This is a genomic window from Streptomyces flavofungini, assembly GCF_014650815.1.
GTDB lineage: Bacteria > Actinomycetota > Actinomycetes > Streptomycetales > Streptomycetaceae > Streptomyces > Streptomyces flavofungini.
In genome coordinates, this window is record NZ_BMVR01000006.1 from 491647 (window position 1) to 506868 (window position 15222).

The 15222-nt window shown below is 73.3% G+C and carries 12 protein-coding genes; 8 read left to right on the forward strand and 4 right to left on the reverse strand.

Annotated elements, in window-relative coordinates:
* The first annotated feature begins 24 nt into the window (after positions 1-24).
* The 4 genes from sucB to IE274_RS18680 all read left to right on the forward strand — a co-directional run bounded on the left by sucB (position 25) and on the right by IE274_RS18680 (position 6911).
* On the forward strand, positions 25-1815 hold the full coding sequence (gene sucB, locus IE274_RS18665; protein WP_190116912.1) for a 2-oxoglutarate dehydrogenase, E2 component, dihydrolipoamide succinyltransferase: 1791 nt from the start codon (positions 25-27) through the stop codon (positions 1813-1815).
* Between the two features lie 117 nt (positions 1816-1932).
* Positions 1933-2556 (forward strand): GntR family transcriptional regulator, encoded by a 624-nt coding sequence (locus IE274_RS18670; RefSeq protein ID WP_190116913.1) that lies wholly within the window; start codon positions 1933-1935, stop codon positions 2554-2556.
* Positions 2557-2880: 324 nt separating this feature from the next.
* Positions 2881-5583, forward strand: coding sequence for a pyruvate dehydrogenase (acetyl-transferring), homodimeric type (aceE, locus tag IE274_RS18675; protein WP_190116914.1), 2703 nt, complete (start codon positions 2881-2883; stop codon positions 5581-5583).
* 356 nt (positions 5584-5939) lie between these two features.
* The gene (locus IE274_RS18680; protein ID WP_190116915.1) at positions 5940-6911 is read left to right on the forward strand and encodes a helix-turn-helix transcriptional regulator; all 972 of its coding nucleotides are present in this window, start codon (positions 5940-5942) and stop codon (positions 6909-6911) included.
* A gap of 60 nt (positions 6912-6971) precedes the next feature.
* Here the strand turns inward: IE274_RS18680 and IE274_RS18685 are convergent, their stop codons facing one another.
* A complete protein-coding gene (locus IE274_RS18685; RefSeq protein WP_233102885.1) occupies positions 6972-7895 on the reverse strand; it encodes an SDR family oxidoreductase in 924 nt (307 codons plus the stop codon).
* Between the two features lie 346 nt (positions 7896-8241).
* Between IE274_RS18685 and IE274_RS18690 the strand changes: the two genes are divergently transcribed.
* Positions 8242-8763: a DUF4240 domain-containing protein gene (locus tag IE274_RS18690; protein WP_190117064.1), complete on the forward strand. Its 522-nt coding sequence runs from the start codon at positions 8242-8244 to the stop codon at positions 8761-8763.
* 106 nt (positions 8764-8869) lie between these two features.
* On the opposite strand, the gene IE274_RS18695 is transcribed toward IE274_RS18690, so the two are convergent.
* Positions 8870-9661: an SDR family NAD(P)-dependent oxidoreductase gene (locus IE274_RS18695; RefSeq protein WP_190116916.1), complete on the reverse strand. Its 792-nt coding sequence runs from the start codon at positions 9659-9661 to the stop codon at positions 8870-8872.
* 146 nt (positions 9662-9807) lie between these two features.
* Between IE274_RS18695 and IE274_RS18700 the strand changes: the two genes are divergently transcribed.
* A complete protein-coding gene (locus IE274_RS18700) occupies positions 9808-10464 on the forward strand; it encodes a TetR/AcrR family transcriptional regulator (RefSeq protein ID WP_190116917.1) in 657 nt (218 codons plus the stop codon).
* A 101-nt stretch (positions 10465-10565) separates the two neighbouring features.
* Here IE274_RS18700 and IE274_RS18705 read toward each other — a convergent pair whose 3' ends face one another.
* Both IE274_RS18705 and IE274_RS18710 read right to left on the reverse strand, forming a co-directional pair.
* Entirely contained in the window at positions 10566-11702 is a 1137-nt protein-coding gene (locus tag IE274_RS18705) for a PP2C family protein-serine/threonine phosphatase (protein WP_190116918.1), read from the reverse strand.
* 238 nt (positions 11703-11940) lie between these two features.
* The gene (locus IE274_RS18710; protein WP_190116919.1) at positions 11941-12429 is read right to left on the reverse strand and encodes a GNAT family N-acetyltransferase; all 489 of its coding nucleotides are present in this window, start codon (positions 12427-12429) and stop codon (positions 11941-11943) included.
* Between the two features lie 62 nt (positions 12430-12491).
* Between IE274_RS18710 and IE274_RS18715 the strand changes: the two genes are divergently transcribed.
* Together IE274_RS18715 and IE274_RS18720 are read left to right on the forward strand one after the other, a co-directional pair.
* Complete coding sequence (locus tag IE274_RS18715; RefSeq protein WP_190116920.1) at positions 12492-13442, forward strand: TIGR01777 family oxidoreductase; 951 nt, start codon at positions 12492-12494, stop codon at positions 13440-13442.
* A 352-nt stretch (positions 13443-13794) separates the two neighbouring features.
* Positions 13795-15198 carry an NAD(P)/FAD-dependent oxidoreductase gene (locus IE274_RS18720; RefSeq protein WP_190116921.1) on the forward strand — a complete coding sequence of 468 codons (1404 nt, stop codon included), beginning with the start codon at positions 13795-13797 and terminating at the stop codon, positions 15196-15198.
* The last annotated feature ends 24 nt before the right edge of the window (positions 15199-15222 follow it).

Consider the following 15222-nt stretch of genomic DNA (forward strand, 5'->3'; position numbering starts at 1 on the left):
CGTAGTTAAGGAGCAACAGAAACCATGTCGGTTTCCGTAACCCTTCCGGCGCTCGGTGAGAGCGTCACTGAAGGCACTGTCACCCGCTGGCTGAAGGCCGAGGGCGAGCGTGTCGAGGCCGACGAGCCGCTGCTCGAGGTCTCGACCGACAAGGTCGACACCGAGATCCCCTCCCCCGCCGCCGGCATCCTGGCCTCCATCAAGGTCGCCGAGGACGAGACCGTCGAGGTCGGCGCCGAGCTGGCCGTCATCGACGACGGCTCGGGCGCTCCGGCCGCGGCTCCGGCCCCGGCCGCCGAGCCTGCCCCGGCCGCCGAGCCCGCCCCGGCCCCCGTGGCCGAGGCCCCGGCCGCCCCCGCCGCTCCGGCTGAGGCGCCCGCTGCCCCCGCCGGTGGCGCCGCCGAGGGTACCGAGGTCACCCTGCCCGCGCTCGGCGAGTCCGTCACCGAGGGCACCGTCACCCGCTGGCTGAAGGAGGTCGGCGAGGAGGTCTCGGCCGACGAGCCCCTCCTCGAGGTCTCCACGGACAAGGTCGACACCGAGATCCCGTCGCCGGTCTCGGGCGTGCTGCTCGAGATCAGCGTCGCCGAGGACGAGACCGCCGAGGTCGGCGCCAAGCTCGCCGTCATCGGTGCCGCTGGTGCCGCGCCTGCCGCCGCTCCGGCTGCCGCCCCGGCGGCTCCGGCCGCCGCTCCGGCTCCGGCCGCTCCGGCTCCGGCCGCCCCCGCCGCTCCGGCCGCTCCGGTGGCCCCGGCCGCGCCTGTGGCTCCGGCCGCTCCGGCCCAGCCCGCCGCTGCCGCCCCGGCGCCGGTCCAGGCCGCGGCCCCGGTGGCTCCGGCCGCCCCGGCCCCGGTCACCCCGGCGGACGACGGCGCGTACGTCACCCCGCTGGTGCGCAAGCTCGCCTCGGAGAACGGCGTCGACCTGGGCTCGGTCAAGGGCACCGGGGTCGGCGGTCGCATCCGCAAGCAGGACGTGCTCGCCGCCGCCGAGGCCGCGAAGGCCGCGGCTCCGGCCGCTGCCGCCGCCCCGGCCGCCGCGGCTCCCGCGGCCGCGGCCGCGTCTAAGGGCCCGGTCATCGAGGCGTCCCCGCTGCGCGGTCAGACGGTCAAGATGACCCGCATGCGCAAGGTCATCGGCGACAACATGATGAAGGCGCTGCACGGCCAGGCCCAGCTCTCCAGCGTGGTCGAGGTCGACATCACGAAGCTGATGAAGCTCCGTGCCGCGGCCAAGGACTCCTTCGCCGCCCGCGAGGGCGTCAAGCTGTCCCCGATGCCGTTCTTCGTCAAGGCTGCGGCGCAGGCGCTGAAGGCCCACCCGGTCGTCAACGCCCGCATCAACGAGGACGAGGGCACCATCACGTACTTCGACTCGGAGAACATCGGCATCGCCGTGGACTCCGAGAAGGGCCTGATGACCCCGGTCATCAAGGGCGCCGGTGACCTCAACCTGGCCGGTATCGCCAAGGCGACCGCCGACCTGGCCAACAAGGTCCGGGCGAGCAAGATCACGCCGGACGAGCTGTCCGGTGCGACGTTCACCATCTCCAACACCGGCTCGCGCGGCGCCCTGTTCGACACGATCATCGTGCCCCCGAACCAGGTGGGCATCCTGGGCATCGGTGCCACCGTCAAGCGCCCGGTCGTCATCAACCACCCCGACCTCGGCGAGACCATCGCGGTGCGGGACATGACGTACGTGACGCTCTCCTACGACCACCGTCTGGTGGACGGCGCCGACGCCGCCCGCTACCTGACGACGGTCAAGGCCATCCTGGAGGCGGGCGAGTTCGAGGTCGAGCTCGGCCTGTAATCGCCCGCATACGGCTGTAACACTCGTCTCATCAGCGGCTGTGCCCCTGTCCGGAGGTTTCCGGACAGGGGCACAGCCGTATTGTCTAGAGGTCGCTGTCCTGACCTAGGAGCCCACATGACCGCCCCCGTCGTTCACTCGCTGCGCGAACAGATTCGCGAGCACATCGTGGAAGGCATCGTGAGCGGGCGCTGGAAGCCGGGTGAGCGGATCGTGGAGCGGCGGATCGCCGTGGAGCTCGAGGTGAGTCAGACGCCGGTGCGGGAGGCGTTGCGGGAGCTGGAGTCGCTGCGGCTGATCGAGTCCGCGCCCAACAAGGGCGTGCGGGTACGGAACTTGACCGCCGCCGACCTGGAGGAGAGCTACCCCGTCCGGGCCGGTCTCGAGGCCATCGCCGCCGAGCTGGCCGCCGAGCGGCTCGCCGAGGACTGCTCGGCGCTGGAACCCCACGTGGCGGCCCTGTACGAGGCCGACCGGGACGCGGACGGGACCGGGCAGGTGCGGCACACCGTCGGGTTCCACCGGGAGCTGGTGCGGGCCGCGCACAACTCCGTGCTCCTGCACACCTGGGAGGGGCTCGGCATCGAGGTCTTCACCGCGCTGTCCATCCGGTGGCTGGGCACGGTCCAGCAGTCGTACGCGGAGGAGCACGAGGCCCTGGTCTCGGCGTTCCGCCGGCGCGACCCCGCGATCGCGGAGCTGGTGAAGGCGCATGTGCTGGGGTGCGCGCCGCGCGCCTGAGGGTTCGGGGCCGGGCGCCGCCGGGGGCGCGCTCATTTTTGGGCGAGGCTGCTCATACGTCGCCCCACCTGCGTAAATCCTTCGATTTGAAGGCACTCCGTGCCCTCCGGTGCGGCACCCTGTGCCCACTTTTGTCGATCTGAGGAAGTTTTCCCTTCAAGACTTTGATCGATCATCGATCGCGGGCTTACAGTCGACGACGGGCCCTCACCAGGGCCCTCGCCCTGTCCTGCCAAAGACCAAGGGCACCCCCGACCCTTTCCGTTTAGGGACCCGGCCCGCACTCGGGCCCGGGCACCCCGTCCGACTCAGGAAGGCGGCGTCATGACCGACCCCCGCATCCAGCCGAGCGAGCTCGACCAGCTCCCGGACCGCGACCCGGAGGAGACCGCCGAATGGCAGGCCTCCCTGGACGCCGTGACCAAGGCGGCCGGGCCGCACCGTGCCGCGTACCTGATGCGCCGCACGCTGGAGCGCGCCGAGGGCGCGGGCCTGGCCCTGCCGAAGCTTCTTGAGACGGACTACGTCAACAGCATCCCGACCGCCGCCGAGCCCGTCATCGACGGCGACGAGGCGATGGAGTCCCGGATCACCGCGTGGAACCGCTGGAACGCGGCCGCGATGGTCACCCGCGGCGCCAAGCACGGCGTCGGCGGCCACATCGCCACCTTCGCGTCGGCGGCCTGGCTGTACGAGACGGGCTTCAACCACTTCTTCCACGGGAAGGAATCCCAGGATTCCCCCGGCTCCGGCGACCAGCTGTACATCCAGGGCCACGCATCGCCCGGCATCTACGCCCGCGCCTTCCTCGACGGACGCCTCGGCGAGCAGCAGCTCGACAACTTCCGCCAGGAGGCCGGCGGCGACGGCCTGCCGTCCTACCCGCACCCGCGCCGCCTGCCCTGGCTGTGGGAGTTCCCGACCGTGTCGATGGGCCTCGGCCCGCTCTCCGCGATCTACCAGGCCCGCTTCAACCGGTACCTCACCAACCGCGGCATCAAGGACGTCTCGTCCTCGCACGTGTGGGCGTTCCTCGGCGACGGCGAGATGGACGAGCCGGAGTCGACGGCGGCCCTCGCCCTGGCCGCGCGTGAGGAGCTGGACAACCTCACCTTCGTCATCAACTGCAACCTGCAGCGCCTCGACGGCCCGGTCCGCGCCAACTTCAAGATCGTGCAGGAGCTGGAGGCCCAGTTCCGCGGCGCCGGCTGGAACGTCGTGAAGTCGCTGTGGGGCAACGCCTGGGACGAGCTGTTCGCGCTCGACACCACGGGCGCCCTGGTCCGCCGACTGCGCGAGGTCCCGGACGCGCAGGTGCAGACGTACCAGACGCGTGACGCCGCCTACATCCGGCAGGACTTCTTCGGGTCGGACCCGGCGCTCGTCGAGCTGGCGAAGCTGATCTCCGACGACAAGATCCTCGAGTGTTTCCACCTGTCGCGCGGTGGCCACGAGCCGCGCAAGGTCTACGCCGCGTACAAGGCCGCGCTGTCCCACAAGGGCGCGCCGACCGTCATCCTGGCGCAGACCGTCAAGGGCTTCACCCTCGGTGACGGCTTCGCGTCCAAGAACGCGAACCACCAGATGAAGAAGCTCACGACCGACGAGTTCAAGAACATGCGTGACCTTCTTGAGCTCCCGATCAGCGACAGCGACTTCGTCGACGGCGTCGTGCCCTACGGCCACCCCGGCGCCGACTCCCCCGAGGTGCGCTACCTCCAGGAGCGCCGTGCCGCCCTCGGCGGCCCGGCCCCGGCCCGCCGCACGCACGCCCTCGCGCCGCTGCCCGCCGCCGCCGACAAGGTCTTCGCCGCCTTCGACAAGGGCTCCGGCTCGCAGAACGTGGCGTCGACCATGGCGCTCGTACGGCTGCTGAAGGATCTCGTACGCGACAAGGAGACCGGCAAGCGCTGGGTCCCCATCGTCCCGGACGAGGCCCGCACCTTCGGCATGGAGTCGCTGTTCCCCTCGCTCGGCATCTACTCGCCCAAGGGGCAGACGTACGACCCGGTCGACCGCGACCAGCTCATGTACTACAAGGAAGCCAAGAACGGCCAGATCCTCAACGAGGGCATCACCGAGGCCGGTTCGATGGCGGACTTCATCGCCGCTTCGTCGTCGTACGCGACGCACGGCGAGGCGATGATCCCCTTCTACATCTTCTACTCGATGTTCGGCTGGCAGCGGACCGCCGACCAGATGTGGCAGCTCGGCGACCAGCTCGGCCGCGGTTTCCTCATCGGCGCCACCGCCGGGCGCACCACCCTCACCGGCGAGGGTCTGCAGCACGCCGACGGGCACTCGCCGGTGATCGCCGCGACGAACCCGGCCGCGCTCTCGTACGACCCCGCGTTCGCCTACGAGATCGGCGCCATCGTCAAGGAAGGCCTGCGCCGCATGTACGGCGAGGGGGCGCCCGGCGAGGACAAGAACGTCTTCTACTACCTGACCGTCTACAACGAGCCCATGCCGCAGCCCGCGAAGCCCGCAGGTGTCGACGAGGGCATCGTGAAGGGTCTGTACCGCTTCAACACGGCGGAGACGGCCGGGCTTTCACCCGCCGCCAACGCCGCGCGGATCCAGCTCCTCGGTTCGGGTACCGCCATCCACTGGGTCCTCAAGGCCCAGAAGATGCTCGCCGAGGAGTGGGGCGTGGCCGCCGACGTGTGGTCCGCGACCTCCTGGACCGAGCTGCGGCGCGACGCCCTGGAGGCCGACGCGGCGCTGCTGCGCGGCGAGGAGCGGGTGCCGTACGTCCGGCAGGCGCTGCAGGGTGCCGAGGGGCCCGTCCTCGCGGTCTCCGACTACATGCGTCAGGTCCCGGACCAGATCGCCCAGTGGGTCGAGCAGGACTACTCCTCGCTCGGCGCCGACGGGTTCGGCCTGTCCGACACCCGTGACGCGGCCCGCCGCCACTTCGGCGTCGACGCCGAATCGATCGTCGTCGCCGCGTTGGCCCGGCTCGCCGCGCAAGGCGTCGTGCCTGCTGCCTCTGTGAAGGAGGCCCGGGCCAAGTACGGCCTGTAAGCCTCCGGCTCAGTACGGGGGCAAGCCTCCGGCTCGGTACGCAGGGTGGGGTCCCGTCTTCGTGACGGGGCCCCACTCTTGCGTTGCCGTCGCGGCAACTGTCCCCCGCCGCTCCGCGGCGGGTTTCACCCACCCACCCGCCCATGACCGTCGGACCCGGGGCCGCCCCTCTGGGCTGCGCCCTTGCCCCACCCCGGCCGGTGGGCGGCTGGGCCGCCCAGAGGGCGACAGGGGCATCCCCTGCTCGAGCGAAACCGAGAGCTGGGGGAAGGGTGGGCGCAGGCGGACCCCGCGGCGCCGGGCACCCCCTTCGCCCCGGCCCAGCCCCGGTGCCGGGCACCCGGCATCATGGGGGCATGCGCGCTGCCCGGCTCATCAAGATGGTGCTACTGCTTCAGGCGCGGGCCTCCATGACCGCCGCCGAGCTCGCGGAGGAGCTCGAGGTCTCGGAGCGCACCATCACGCGGGACGCGCAGGCGCTGTCGGAGGCGGGCGTGCCGGTGTACGCGGACCGGGGGCGGACCGGGGGCTACCGCCTCATCGGGGGATATCGGACCCGGCTGACGGGTCTGGCCCGCAGCGAGGCGGAGGCGCTGTTCCTGTCCGGAGTCCCGGGCGCGCTGCGCGAGATGGGCCTGGAGGACGCCGCGTCCGCCGCCCGTCTGAAGGTCTCCGCCGCCCTGCTCCCCTCCTTGCGCGACGCTTCCCAGAGCGCCAGCCAGCGCTTCCACCTGGACGCCCCCGGCTGGTTCCAGGAGACCCCGGCCCCGGACCTGCTGCCCGCCGTCGCGGACGCCGTGTGGGACGACCGCCGCCTGATCGCCCGCTACCGCCGCCAGGACTCCGAGGTCGGCCGCGAGCTGGAGCCCTACGGCCTCGTCCTGAAGGCCGGCGTCTGGTACCTGTGCGCCCGCGTCCCGGACTCCGGCTCCTACCGCGTCTACCGCATCGACCGCTTCACCTCCGTCGAACCCTCCGGCGACGACCGCTTCGCGCGCGACGAGGACTTCGACCTCCCCGGCTTCTGGGAGGAGCGCGCCGCCCAGTTCGCCCGCGCCATCCTGCGCGACAACGCCGTCCTGCGCCTGTCCCCCGACGGCGCCCGCCAACTCCCCTACGTCACCGACCGCGCCGCCGCCCACGAGGCCCTGACGGACGCCGAACCCGACGAGCGGGGCTGGGTCACCATCACCCTGCCCGTCGAGTCCGCCGTGGTCGCCTACTCCCAACTCCTCACGCTGGGCCCGGAGGTGGAGGTCCTGGGACCGCCGGAGCTGCGGGACCGCCTCGCGGCGACGGCCACCCGCATGGCCGCGCTCTACCGATAGCCGTGCTCTACCGGTATCCCGCGCTCTACCAGTGGCCCGTGCTCACCAGTGGCCCGCGCTCTACCGGTAGCCCGTCACGTCCGCCTCCTTGCTCTCCTGGTCCACCTCCGTGATGTACCGCCACGCGTCCGGCGCCGAGCCGTCCACGTCCGTGAAGCCGTACTCCTTGGCGAGGCCGCCGCTGGACAGGGACGCGCCGTTCCACCGCGCCACCTCGGGGTCGGTGGCGAGCGCGACCAGGGCCCGGCCCACGAACGTCGGCGTCTCGGAGATCGCGAAGTGCGGGTCCTGCTTGCAGCCCGCCATCCAGTCGTCCTCGGTGACCTTGAAGTAGGTGTCGAGCATCGCCTCCGAGCGCAGCCAGCCCGGCGTCAGGCACAGCGCCGTGCAGTCGTACTCCTTCACTTCCTCCGCGAGCGCCCGGGCCATCCGCAGCGGGGCCGCCTTCGCCAGGTCGTAGTAGAACGGCTTGCGGTAGCGCTCGTTGTACTCGGCGGTGCCGTCGGTCACCTCGACGACGAGCCCGCCGGGGTTGCGGACAAGGAGCGGCAGCGCGAAGCGGCTGGTGACGATGTGCGTCTCCATGCCCAGGCGGATGATCCGCAGGCCCTTGTCCAGGTCGTGCTCCCACATCTTCTTGTCCCACTCGACATGCACGTCACCTCCCCAGATGTCGTTGACCAGGATGTCGAGGCGGCCCTGCTCCCGCTCGATCCGCTCGACCAGCGCCCGCACCTGCTCCGGGTCGAGGTGGTCCGTCGGCACCGCGATCCCCGTACCGCCCGTCCCCGCCGCTGCGCCCGCCGCGCTGACGAGCTCCGCCGTGCCCTCGATGGTCTCCGCGGTCCGGCCGACCTCGCTGGTGTGCTGCCGCGTCGTCCGCCCCGTCACGTACACGGTCGCCCCGGCACGGCCCAGCTCCACCGCCATGGCCCGCCCGGCCCCGCGCGTGGCCCCCGCCACCAGCGCGACCTTCCCTGCCAGGCCGTCCCCCGACCCCGCTGCCCGGGGCGCCCCGGCCACCTCGGCCACCTCGGTCGACTCAGCCACCTCGGTCGCCCTGACCGGCCCAGCTGCCCCCGCCGTCTCGGCTGCCCCTGCCGCCCCCGTCGCCCCGCTCTCCCTGGATTCCGGCTTCCTCGTCACTGCGCTCTCCGCTCCGCTCGCCAGGCCTGCCGACTGCTGTGTCTTCTCCATACGCGGAGCCTCGCAGCGAATGCCGACACCTCCTGTCGGTCTTTCCACGGGCATGTGCACGCATAACGACACAGCAGCATTCCGGCGCACTCCGCGTGCGCCCCCACCCCCCAGGACCGATGCTTGACCCGTGATGGACGAGACGGAGTTCTGGGAGATCGTGGACAGCACCCGCGAGGCCGCCGAGGGCGACCCCGAGGACCAGGCCGAGCTGGTGATCGACAAGCTCCTCGAGTACGACCCGGACGCCGTCCTGGACTTCGCGCGGCACTTCGAGGCCCGCTACAACCGCGCCTATCGCTGGGATCTGTGGGGCGCCGCCTGGATCGTGCTCGACGGGGCGAGCGACGACGCCTTCGACTACTTCCGGTGCTGGCTGATCGGGCAGGGCCGGGAGGTCTTCGAGGGCGCCGTGCACGACCCGGACTCGCTGGCGGAACTCCTCGACGAGTTCGACGACGAGATCGACGGCGACGGCGAGGAACTCGGCTACGCCGCCGACGAGGCCTACGAGCGGATGACCGGCGTCGTCGCCCCCGACCTCGGTATCGCGCCCGCCCCGCCGGAGCCGGAGGGCACCCCGATCGACTTCGAGGACGACCGCACCCTCGCGGAGCGCTACCCGAAGCTGTGGGAGCGGTTCGCGGCACGCTGACGTTCCCCCGCCTTCGCCCGGGGCACCTCCCGCGCCCGGCGCGTCCTCGGCGATCACCACGTCGAGGTGTCGCCCCGCGCCGTCCCGTGCATCAGACGCCCGCGCCTCAGAAGTGCGTGCCCCCGTCCACCCGTATCTCCGTGCCCGTGATGAAGCCGCCGTCCTCGGACGCGAGCATCGCGACGACGGACGCCACCGTCTCCGGGCCCGCGAAGCCCTGGCCGATCGCCGGGGCCAGCTTCGTGAACAGGCTCATGTCGGCGTCCTCGGGCAGGCCCGGCCCGCTGCTCCGCCCGCTGGCGCCGCTGCCGTCGGTCATGCCGCTGGAGATGGAGCCGGGCTGGATCGCGGTGAAGCGGATGCCCCGCTTCGCGTACTCGCTCGCGAGGGCGTGGGTCATGGACTGGATTCCGCCCTTGCTGGCCGCGTACGCGGCCATGTACGGATGGGCGAACGCCGCCGAGGTGGAGCTGAAGTTGACCACGGCCGCGTCCTTGCCCTGCAGCAGGGCCGGGATGGCTTCGCGGATCATCAGGAACGTGCCGGTCAGGTTGATCCGGAGCACCTGCTCGAAGGAGTCGAGGCTGGTCTCGTGCGTGTGCGAGGAGCGCAGCACTCCCGCCGCGTTGACCAGCACGTCCAGGCCGCCCAGCGCGGCGACGGCGGCGGCCACGCCCGCGCACACCGACGACTCGTCCGCCACGTCGACCACGAGCGTCGTCAGCCGGCCGGCGTCGGCGCCCGCCTTCTGCTCTGTGTCCTTCAGGCCCGCCTCGCTGACGTCGGCGGCCACGACCGTGCCGCCCTCCGCGAGCAGGCGCAGCACGGTGGCCTGGCCGATGCCCGAGCCGCCGCCGGTGACGAGGGCGCGGCGGTCCGCGTAACGCGTGAGGTTCATGGGTCTCTCCGATCAGCCGCAGGGCGGGGGGCCGGGCCCAGCGCGGGCCCGGCACGGTCCATCTGATTTCAATGTACGCCCTCATGGCACGTTTTGCCATAGCGTCATTTCGTGAATTCCGACGCGGCCCCGCGTAGGCTTCGAACGTGAGCACCCAACCGCCGCACCCCGCGCGAGCGCCGCAGCCGACCCGCCCCTCGCTGACCGAGCGCCGCAAGGCGGCCACGCAGCTCGACATCGCCCGCGCCGCCGCCGAACTCTTCGCCGAGCAGGGCCCGGACGGCACCACGGCCGAGGAGATCGCGCACCGTGCGGGCGTGGCGCTGCGCACCTTCTACCGCTACTTCCGCAACAAGCAGGACGCGGTCGCGCCGCTCCTCGCCGTGGGCGCCGCCGAGTGGCGGGCCCGCCTCGCGGACCTGGACGCCGGGGTGCCGACCGCCCTCGAACGCTCCATCGCCGAGGCCCTCACGCCGGTCGACACGCGGGCCGACGAGGCCCTGGAGTGGACCCGCGGCCTGCTGCGCGCCGCTCAGGACGACCCGGCCCTGCGCGCGGTCTGGTACCGGGTCAACCAGGAGTCCGAGGAGCAGCTGGTTCCGGTGCTCGCCCGGCTCGTGGGCGAGGGCGCCGACGAGCTGGAGGTGCGGCTCGCCGCCGCGGCCGCCACCGACGCCATCCGGATCGCCCTGGAGACCTGGGCCACCACGGACGAGCCGCCGCACGGCCCCCGCTCCCCCGCGGAACTGGCGGTCCGCTGCCTGCGCGAGCTGACGGGCGGCCTCCGGCTCCTGGAGAGGTAGGACCGACGGCCGCACACCCTGGCCGCCGGTGACTGCCCCGTGCCCCGCGCCGAGGTGGCCGCCGGGAAGGCCGCCCGCGGCGAACGCCGACCCGCAGCCCCCTACACCCCCGCCACGCTCCCCGCTCCCTCCTCCACCACGAACACCAACAGCGCCACGTCGTCCCGCACCCCGCCGGAGAACCGGACCAGATCGCTCCAGATCGCGTCCGTGAAGGCGGCCGGATCGTGCCGCTCCGCCGCGAAGAACGCGGGCAGCCGCTCCACCAGTGGATAGAAGGTCCCGGACGCGTCCCGCGCCTCGGTCACGCCGTCCGTCACGGTCAGCAGCCAGTCACCGGGCTTGAGGCCGACGACGACCGGCTCGGGCGGTGCCACCCCCGCGATGCCGAGCCCCAGGGGCGGGCCGGGGGTGACGTCGAGTTCGGTGACCGCGCCGTCGCGAAGGAGCAGGGGCGGCGGGTGGCCGCAGGAGACGAGGCGCAGTTCGCCGGCCGCAGGGCCGAACTCCAGGAGGACGGCGGTGGCGAAGAGTTCGCCGGGCGCACCGTGTTCGGCGTCTTCGGAGTCGATGACCAGGCGCCGGTCGAGCCGCGCGGCGACCCCCTCCAGGTCGCCCTGGTCGAGGACCGCCTCCCGGAAGGCGCCGAGCAGCGCCGCGACGGTCCCGACGGCCGCGAGCCCGTGCCCCTGCACATCGCCGACCAGGGCCCGCACCCCGCAGGGCCCCCTGCGGACGTCGAAGAGGTCGCCGCCGACCAGGGTGCCGCGCTGCGCCGCCCGGTACAGGCCCGCGCAGCGCACCGGACCCACACGTTCCGGCAGTGGCGGCAGGACCGCGAACTGGGCCGCCTCCGCGACCGTGCGGACCGTGACGAGCTGGGCGTCGCGGCGGCTGCGCACCCAGGCGAAGAGCACGCTGAGCACCGCCACGAAGGCGACGGTCGCGGTGTCGCTCTGGCCCGGGTGCCCCAGGTCGTAGTTCGGCAGGGAGAGCAGCAGCAGGACGGTGCCGCCCAGGAGCGCGGTGGCCGCGGGCCCATAGGCGAGGGCGGCGAGCGGCGGCACGGCGGCGAGCAGGAAGCTCAGGTCGAGCGTCTTGGGCGTCACGTACTGGATCACGCAGGTCACGACCAGCAGCACCGGCGCGGGCCAGCGCGCCCAGGAAGGCGTCGGCGCGCCACGGGGCCAGCCCGCCTCCCGGGCGCTGCGCCGCCGCCTGGCCGCGGCCCTGATCATCGGTGCTCCTTCCCGGCGGACCGGAGGACGTGCCCACGCTCGCGGCAGCCGTGTGCGCCCTCAGCACAAGCCCCACGCTCGGCACGAGCCGTGGCCACGCTCGGCACAAGCCCCACGCTCGGCGGAGGACGTGTCCACGCTCCTACGCGCGCGTGGCGGGCGCACGCCGGGCCGGTCCGTCAGGTGTGCTGGTCCCGCCGCCCCGGAGAGCGGTCCCCGGGGCCCCGGCGGCCCGGGGTCAGAGCGGGCGGCCCATCAGCACGTCGTCCACGTACTGGCCGTCCAGGAGGAACTCGCCGGGCAGCACGCCCTCGGTCACGAACCCCTCCGACTCGTAGAGCGTGCGCGCCGGGGTGTTGTGCCCGAGGACCCGCAGGGTGATGCGGCGCGCGCCCTGGCGGCGGGCCTCCGCGACCACGGCCTGGAGCAGCCCGCGCCCCACGCCCTTGCCGCGCACCTCGTCGGCGACGACGAACCCGAGGATCTGGCGCACGTGCGCGTGCACGGCCAGCGGCGTCGGGAACCCGAGCCTGATGTAGCCGACGACGCGCCCGTCCAGCTCGGCGACCAAGTGGTCGCGGGGGCCGAAGCGGTCGGTGAAGAACGGCTCGTAGGGCGGCTGCGGACGTGGCTGCACGGAGTGCACAGTGGACCAGTTGGCGCGGTCCATGCGGGCCAGGGCGTCATCGTCGTCGGCCCGCGCGGTGCGTATGTACGTCTGCTGCATGAGCGCCACTGTACGGCGGGCGTACGACGGCACAACCGTCCCTTTCACGGCAGGATGGCCCCATGGAGCAGCACTCGTCGTCCCCGGAGCCGGCCAGTCCGGCGGAGCCCCCGAAGAAGCCGGTCCGCGTCGCCGTGTCCGGCGCCTCCGGCCTCATCGGCTCCGCACTCACGCGCTCACTGTCCGACGAGGGCCACGAGGTGGTACGTCTCGTGCGCCGCGCCCCGCGCACGCCGGACGAGGTGCGCTGGGACCCCGAGCAGGGGTACGTGGACGCCGCGGGGCTCGCGGGCTGCGACGCCGTCGTGAACCTGGCGGGCGCCGGGATCGGTGACCGGCGCTGGAACGACGCGTACAAGCGCGAGCTCCACGACAGCAGGGTGCTCGGCACCCGGACACTCGCGACCGCCGTGGCCGCCCTCGACGAGCCGCCCCGGGTGTTCCTGAACGGCAGCGCGATCGGCTACTACGGAGACACCGGTCAGCGCCCGGTGGACGAGACCGCGCCTCCCGGAGAGGGGTTCCTGCCGTCGATGTGCGTGGACTGGGAGCGGGCGGCCGCCCCGGCCCAGGACGCGGGCGTGCGCACGGTGTTCACGCGCACCGGTCTGGTCGTCGCGCGCGGGGGCGGTGCCTGGGGGCGGATGTTCCCGCTCTTCAAGGCGGGTCTCGGCGGGCGGCTCGGCAACGGCCGGCAGTACTGGAGCTTCATCGCGCTGTACGACGAGGTGGCGGCGCTGCGGCATCTGCTCGCGCGGGACGACCTGTCGGGGCCGTTCAACCTGACGGCACCGGAGCCGGTCACCAACCGCGAGGTGACGGCCACCATGGGGCGCGTGCTGCACCGCCCGACGGTGTTCACCGCGCCCGCGCCCGCGCTGCGCGTCGTCCTCGGCGAGATGGCGGGGGACGTCCTCGGCAGCCAGCGGGTCCTTCCGGCACGTCTGACGGAGTCCGGGTTCGCGTTCACCCACCCCGGCATCGAGGACGCGGTCAGGGCGGCGCTGGCCTGACGGCGGGGAGCACGCCCGCCCGAGGGCCGCACCCCGCCCGCCGGACCAAAGCACGCCCGCCCGAGACCGCACCCCACCCGCCGAACCGAAGCACGCCCGCCCGAGGGGCCGCACCCCACCCGCCGGACCAAAGCACGCCCGCCCGAAGGGCGCGGCCCACCCACCCGGCCCTCGCCCCCGATCACCCCCGCCCCACCGTGCGACCACCGTGCGTCCATGCCCGGTCCATGCGCGTCTCCCAACGGCCGTCCAGGCTCCTACCCTCAACCGGAACTCGGGGATTCCGCCACCCTCTTGAGGGCATAAGGCTCCCCAGCAGTCGAGCGAGCCGCGCAACCTCCGGGAGGAGCACGTGCCAGAGCCTGCGCACCATGTGGATGTCGTCATCGTGGGAGCCGGGGTCGCGGGACTGTCGGCCGCCCACCGGCTGACCAGCGCCGGTGTAACGACCGTTGTCCTGGAGGCCGCCCCTTACGTCGGCGGCCGGATGTCCACCGAGAAGGTGGACGGCTTCCGGCTCGACAGAATCGGGCAGCTCCTGACGACGTCGTATCCGGAACTGCGCCACACGCCCGGTCTGGACGCACTCGTTCTGCGCCCCTTCGCCCCCGGACTGCTGGTGCACAGCGCCGGCAGGCATCACCGCGTGGCGGAGCCGAGCGCTGGACGGAGCGCAAGGGGCGCACTCACGGCGGCACGCGCCCTCGCGAGCGCCCCGCGGGTGCCGCGGCCCCCGCGCACGGGCCCGGGTTCCCCGCCCCGCCCCCCGTTCAGGACCGCCCCCCGCCCCTCCCGGCCCCTGTCCCGCACCGCGCCCCTGGGCGGCGCACTCGACCAGGCCCGCCTCGGCGCGGCGCTCGCCCGGATCGCGGCGACCCCCGTGCGGCGGCTGCTCGCGCGCCCCGAACTACCGGCCGCCCAGGGCCTGTCCGCGCGCGGGCTGCCCGCGCGCACGATCGAGGGGTTCCTGCGCCCGCTGCTCTCGGCGCTGCTGTGCGACCCGGACCTGACGACGTCGAGCCGGTGCGCCGACCTCGCCCTGCACGCCTTCGCGCGTGGCCGCCTGTGCCTGCCCGAGGGCGGCGCGGACGCCCTGCCGGAGCTGCTCACGGCCGCGCTGCCGCCCGGGACCGTACGCACCGGCGTACGCGTCACCTCGGTGTCCGCGAACCGCGTGACCACCGCCGAGCACGGCGAGCTGTCCTGCGCCGGGGTCCTGCTGGCCACCGACGCACGCGCCGCCGCCGAACTCCTTCCCGGCCTGCGCGTACCGCCGTTCCACCCGGTCACCGTGGTCCACCACGCGGCCCCGGAGCCGCCGCTCGCCGAGCCCGCGCTCCTCCTGGACGCCGACCGCCGGGGCCCGGTCGCCCACACGGCCGTCGTCAGCCACGTCGACCCCACCCGCGCCCCCGCGGGCCGGACCCTGGTGTCCTCGACCGTCCTCGGCACGCCCCCGGACGACCTGGACCGGTCCGTGCCGCGCCACCTCGCGGAGCTGTACGGCACGCCGACCGACCGCTGGGAGCTGCTTGCCGTGCACCACACGCGCGAGGCGGTGCCCGCGATGCCGCCGCCGCACGATCTGCGCCGCCCCGTGCGGCTGCTGGCGGGGCTCTACGTGTGCGGCGACCACCGCGACACCAGCACGGTGCAGGGCGCGCTGCACTCCGGGCGCAGGGCGGCGCACGCCGCGCTGGCCGACCTCGGCATCCAGCCTGCCGCCACGGAGGAGTCACTGCCCGCAGCCGCCTGAGGCCCCGCCCCCAGGGCCTCACTC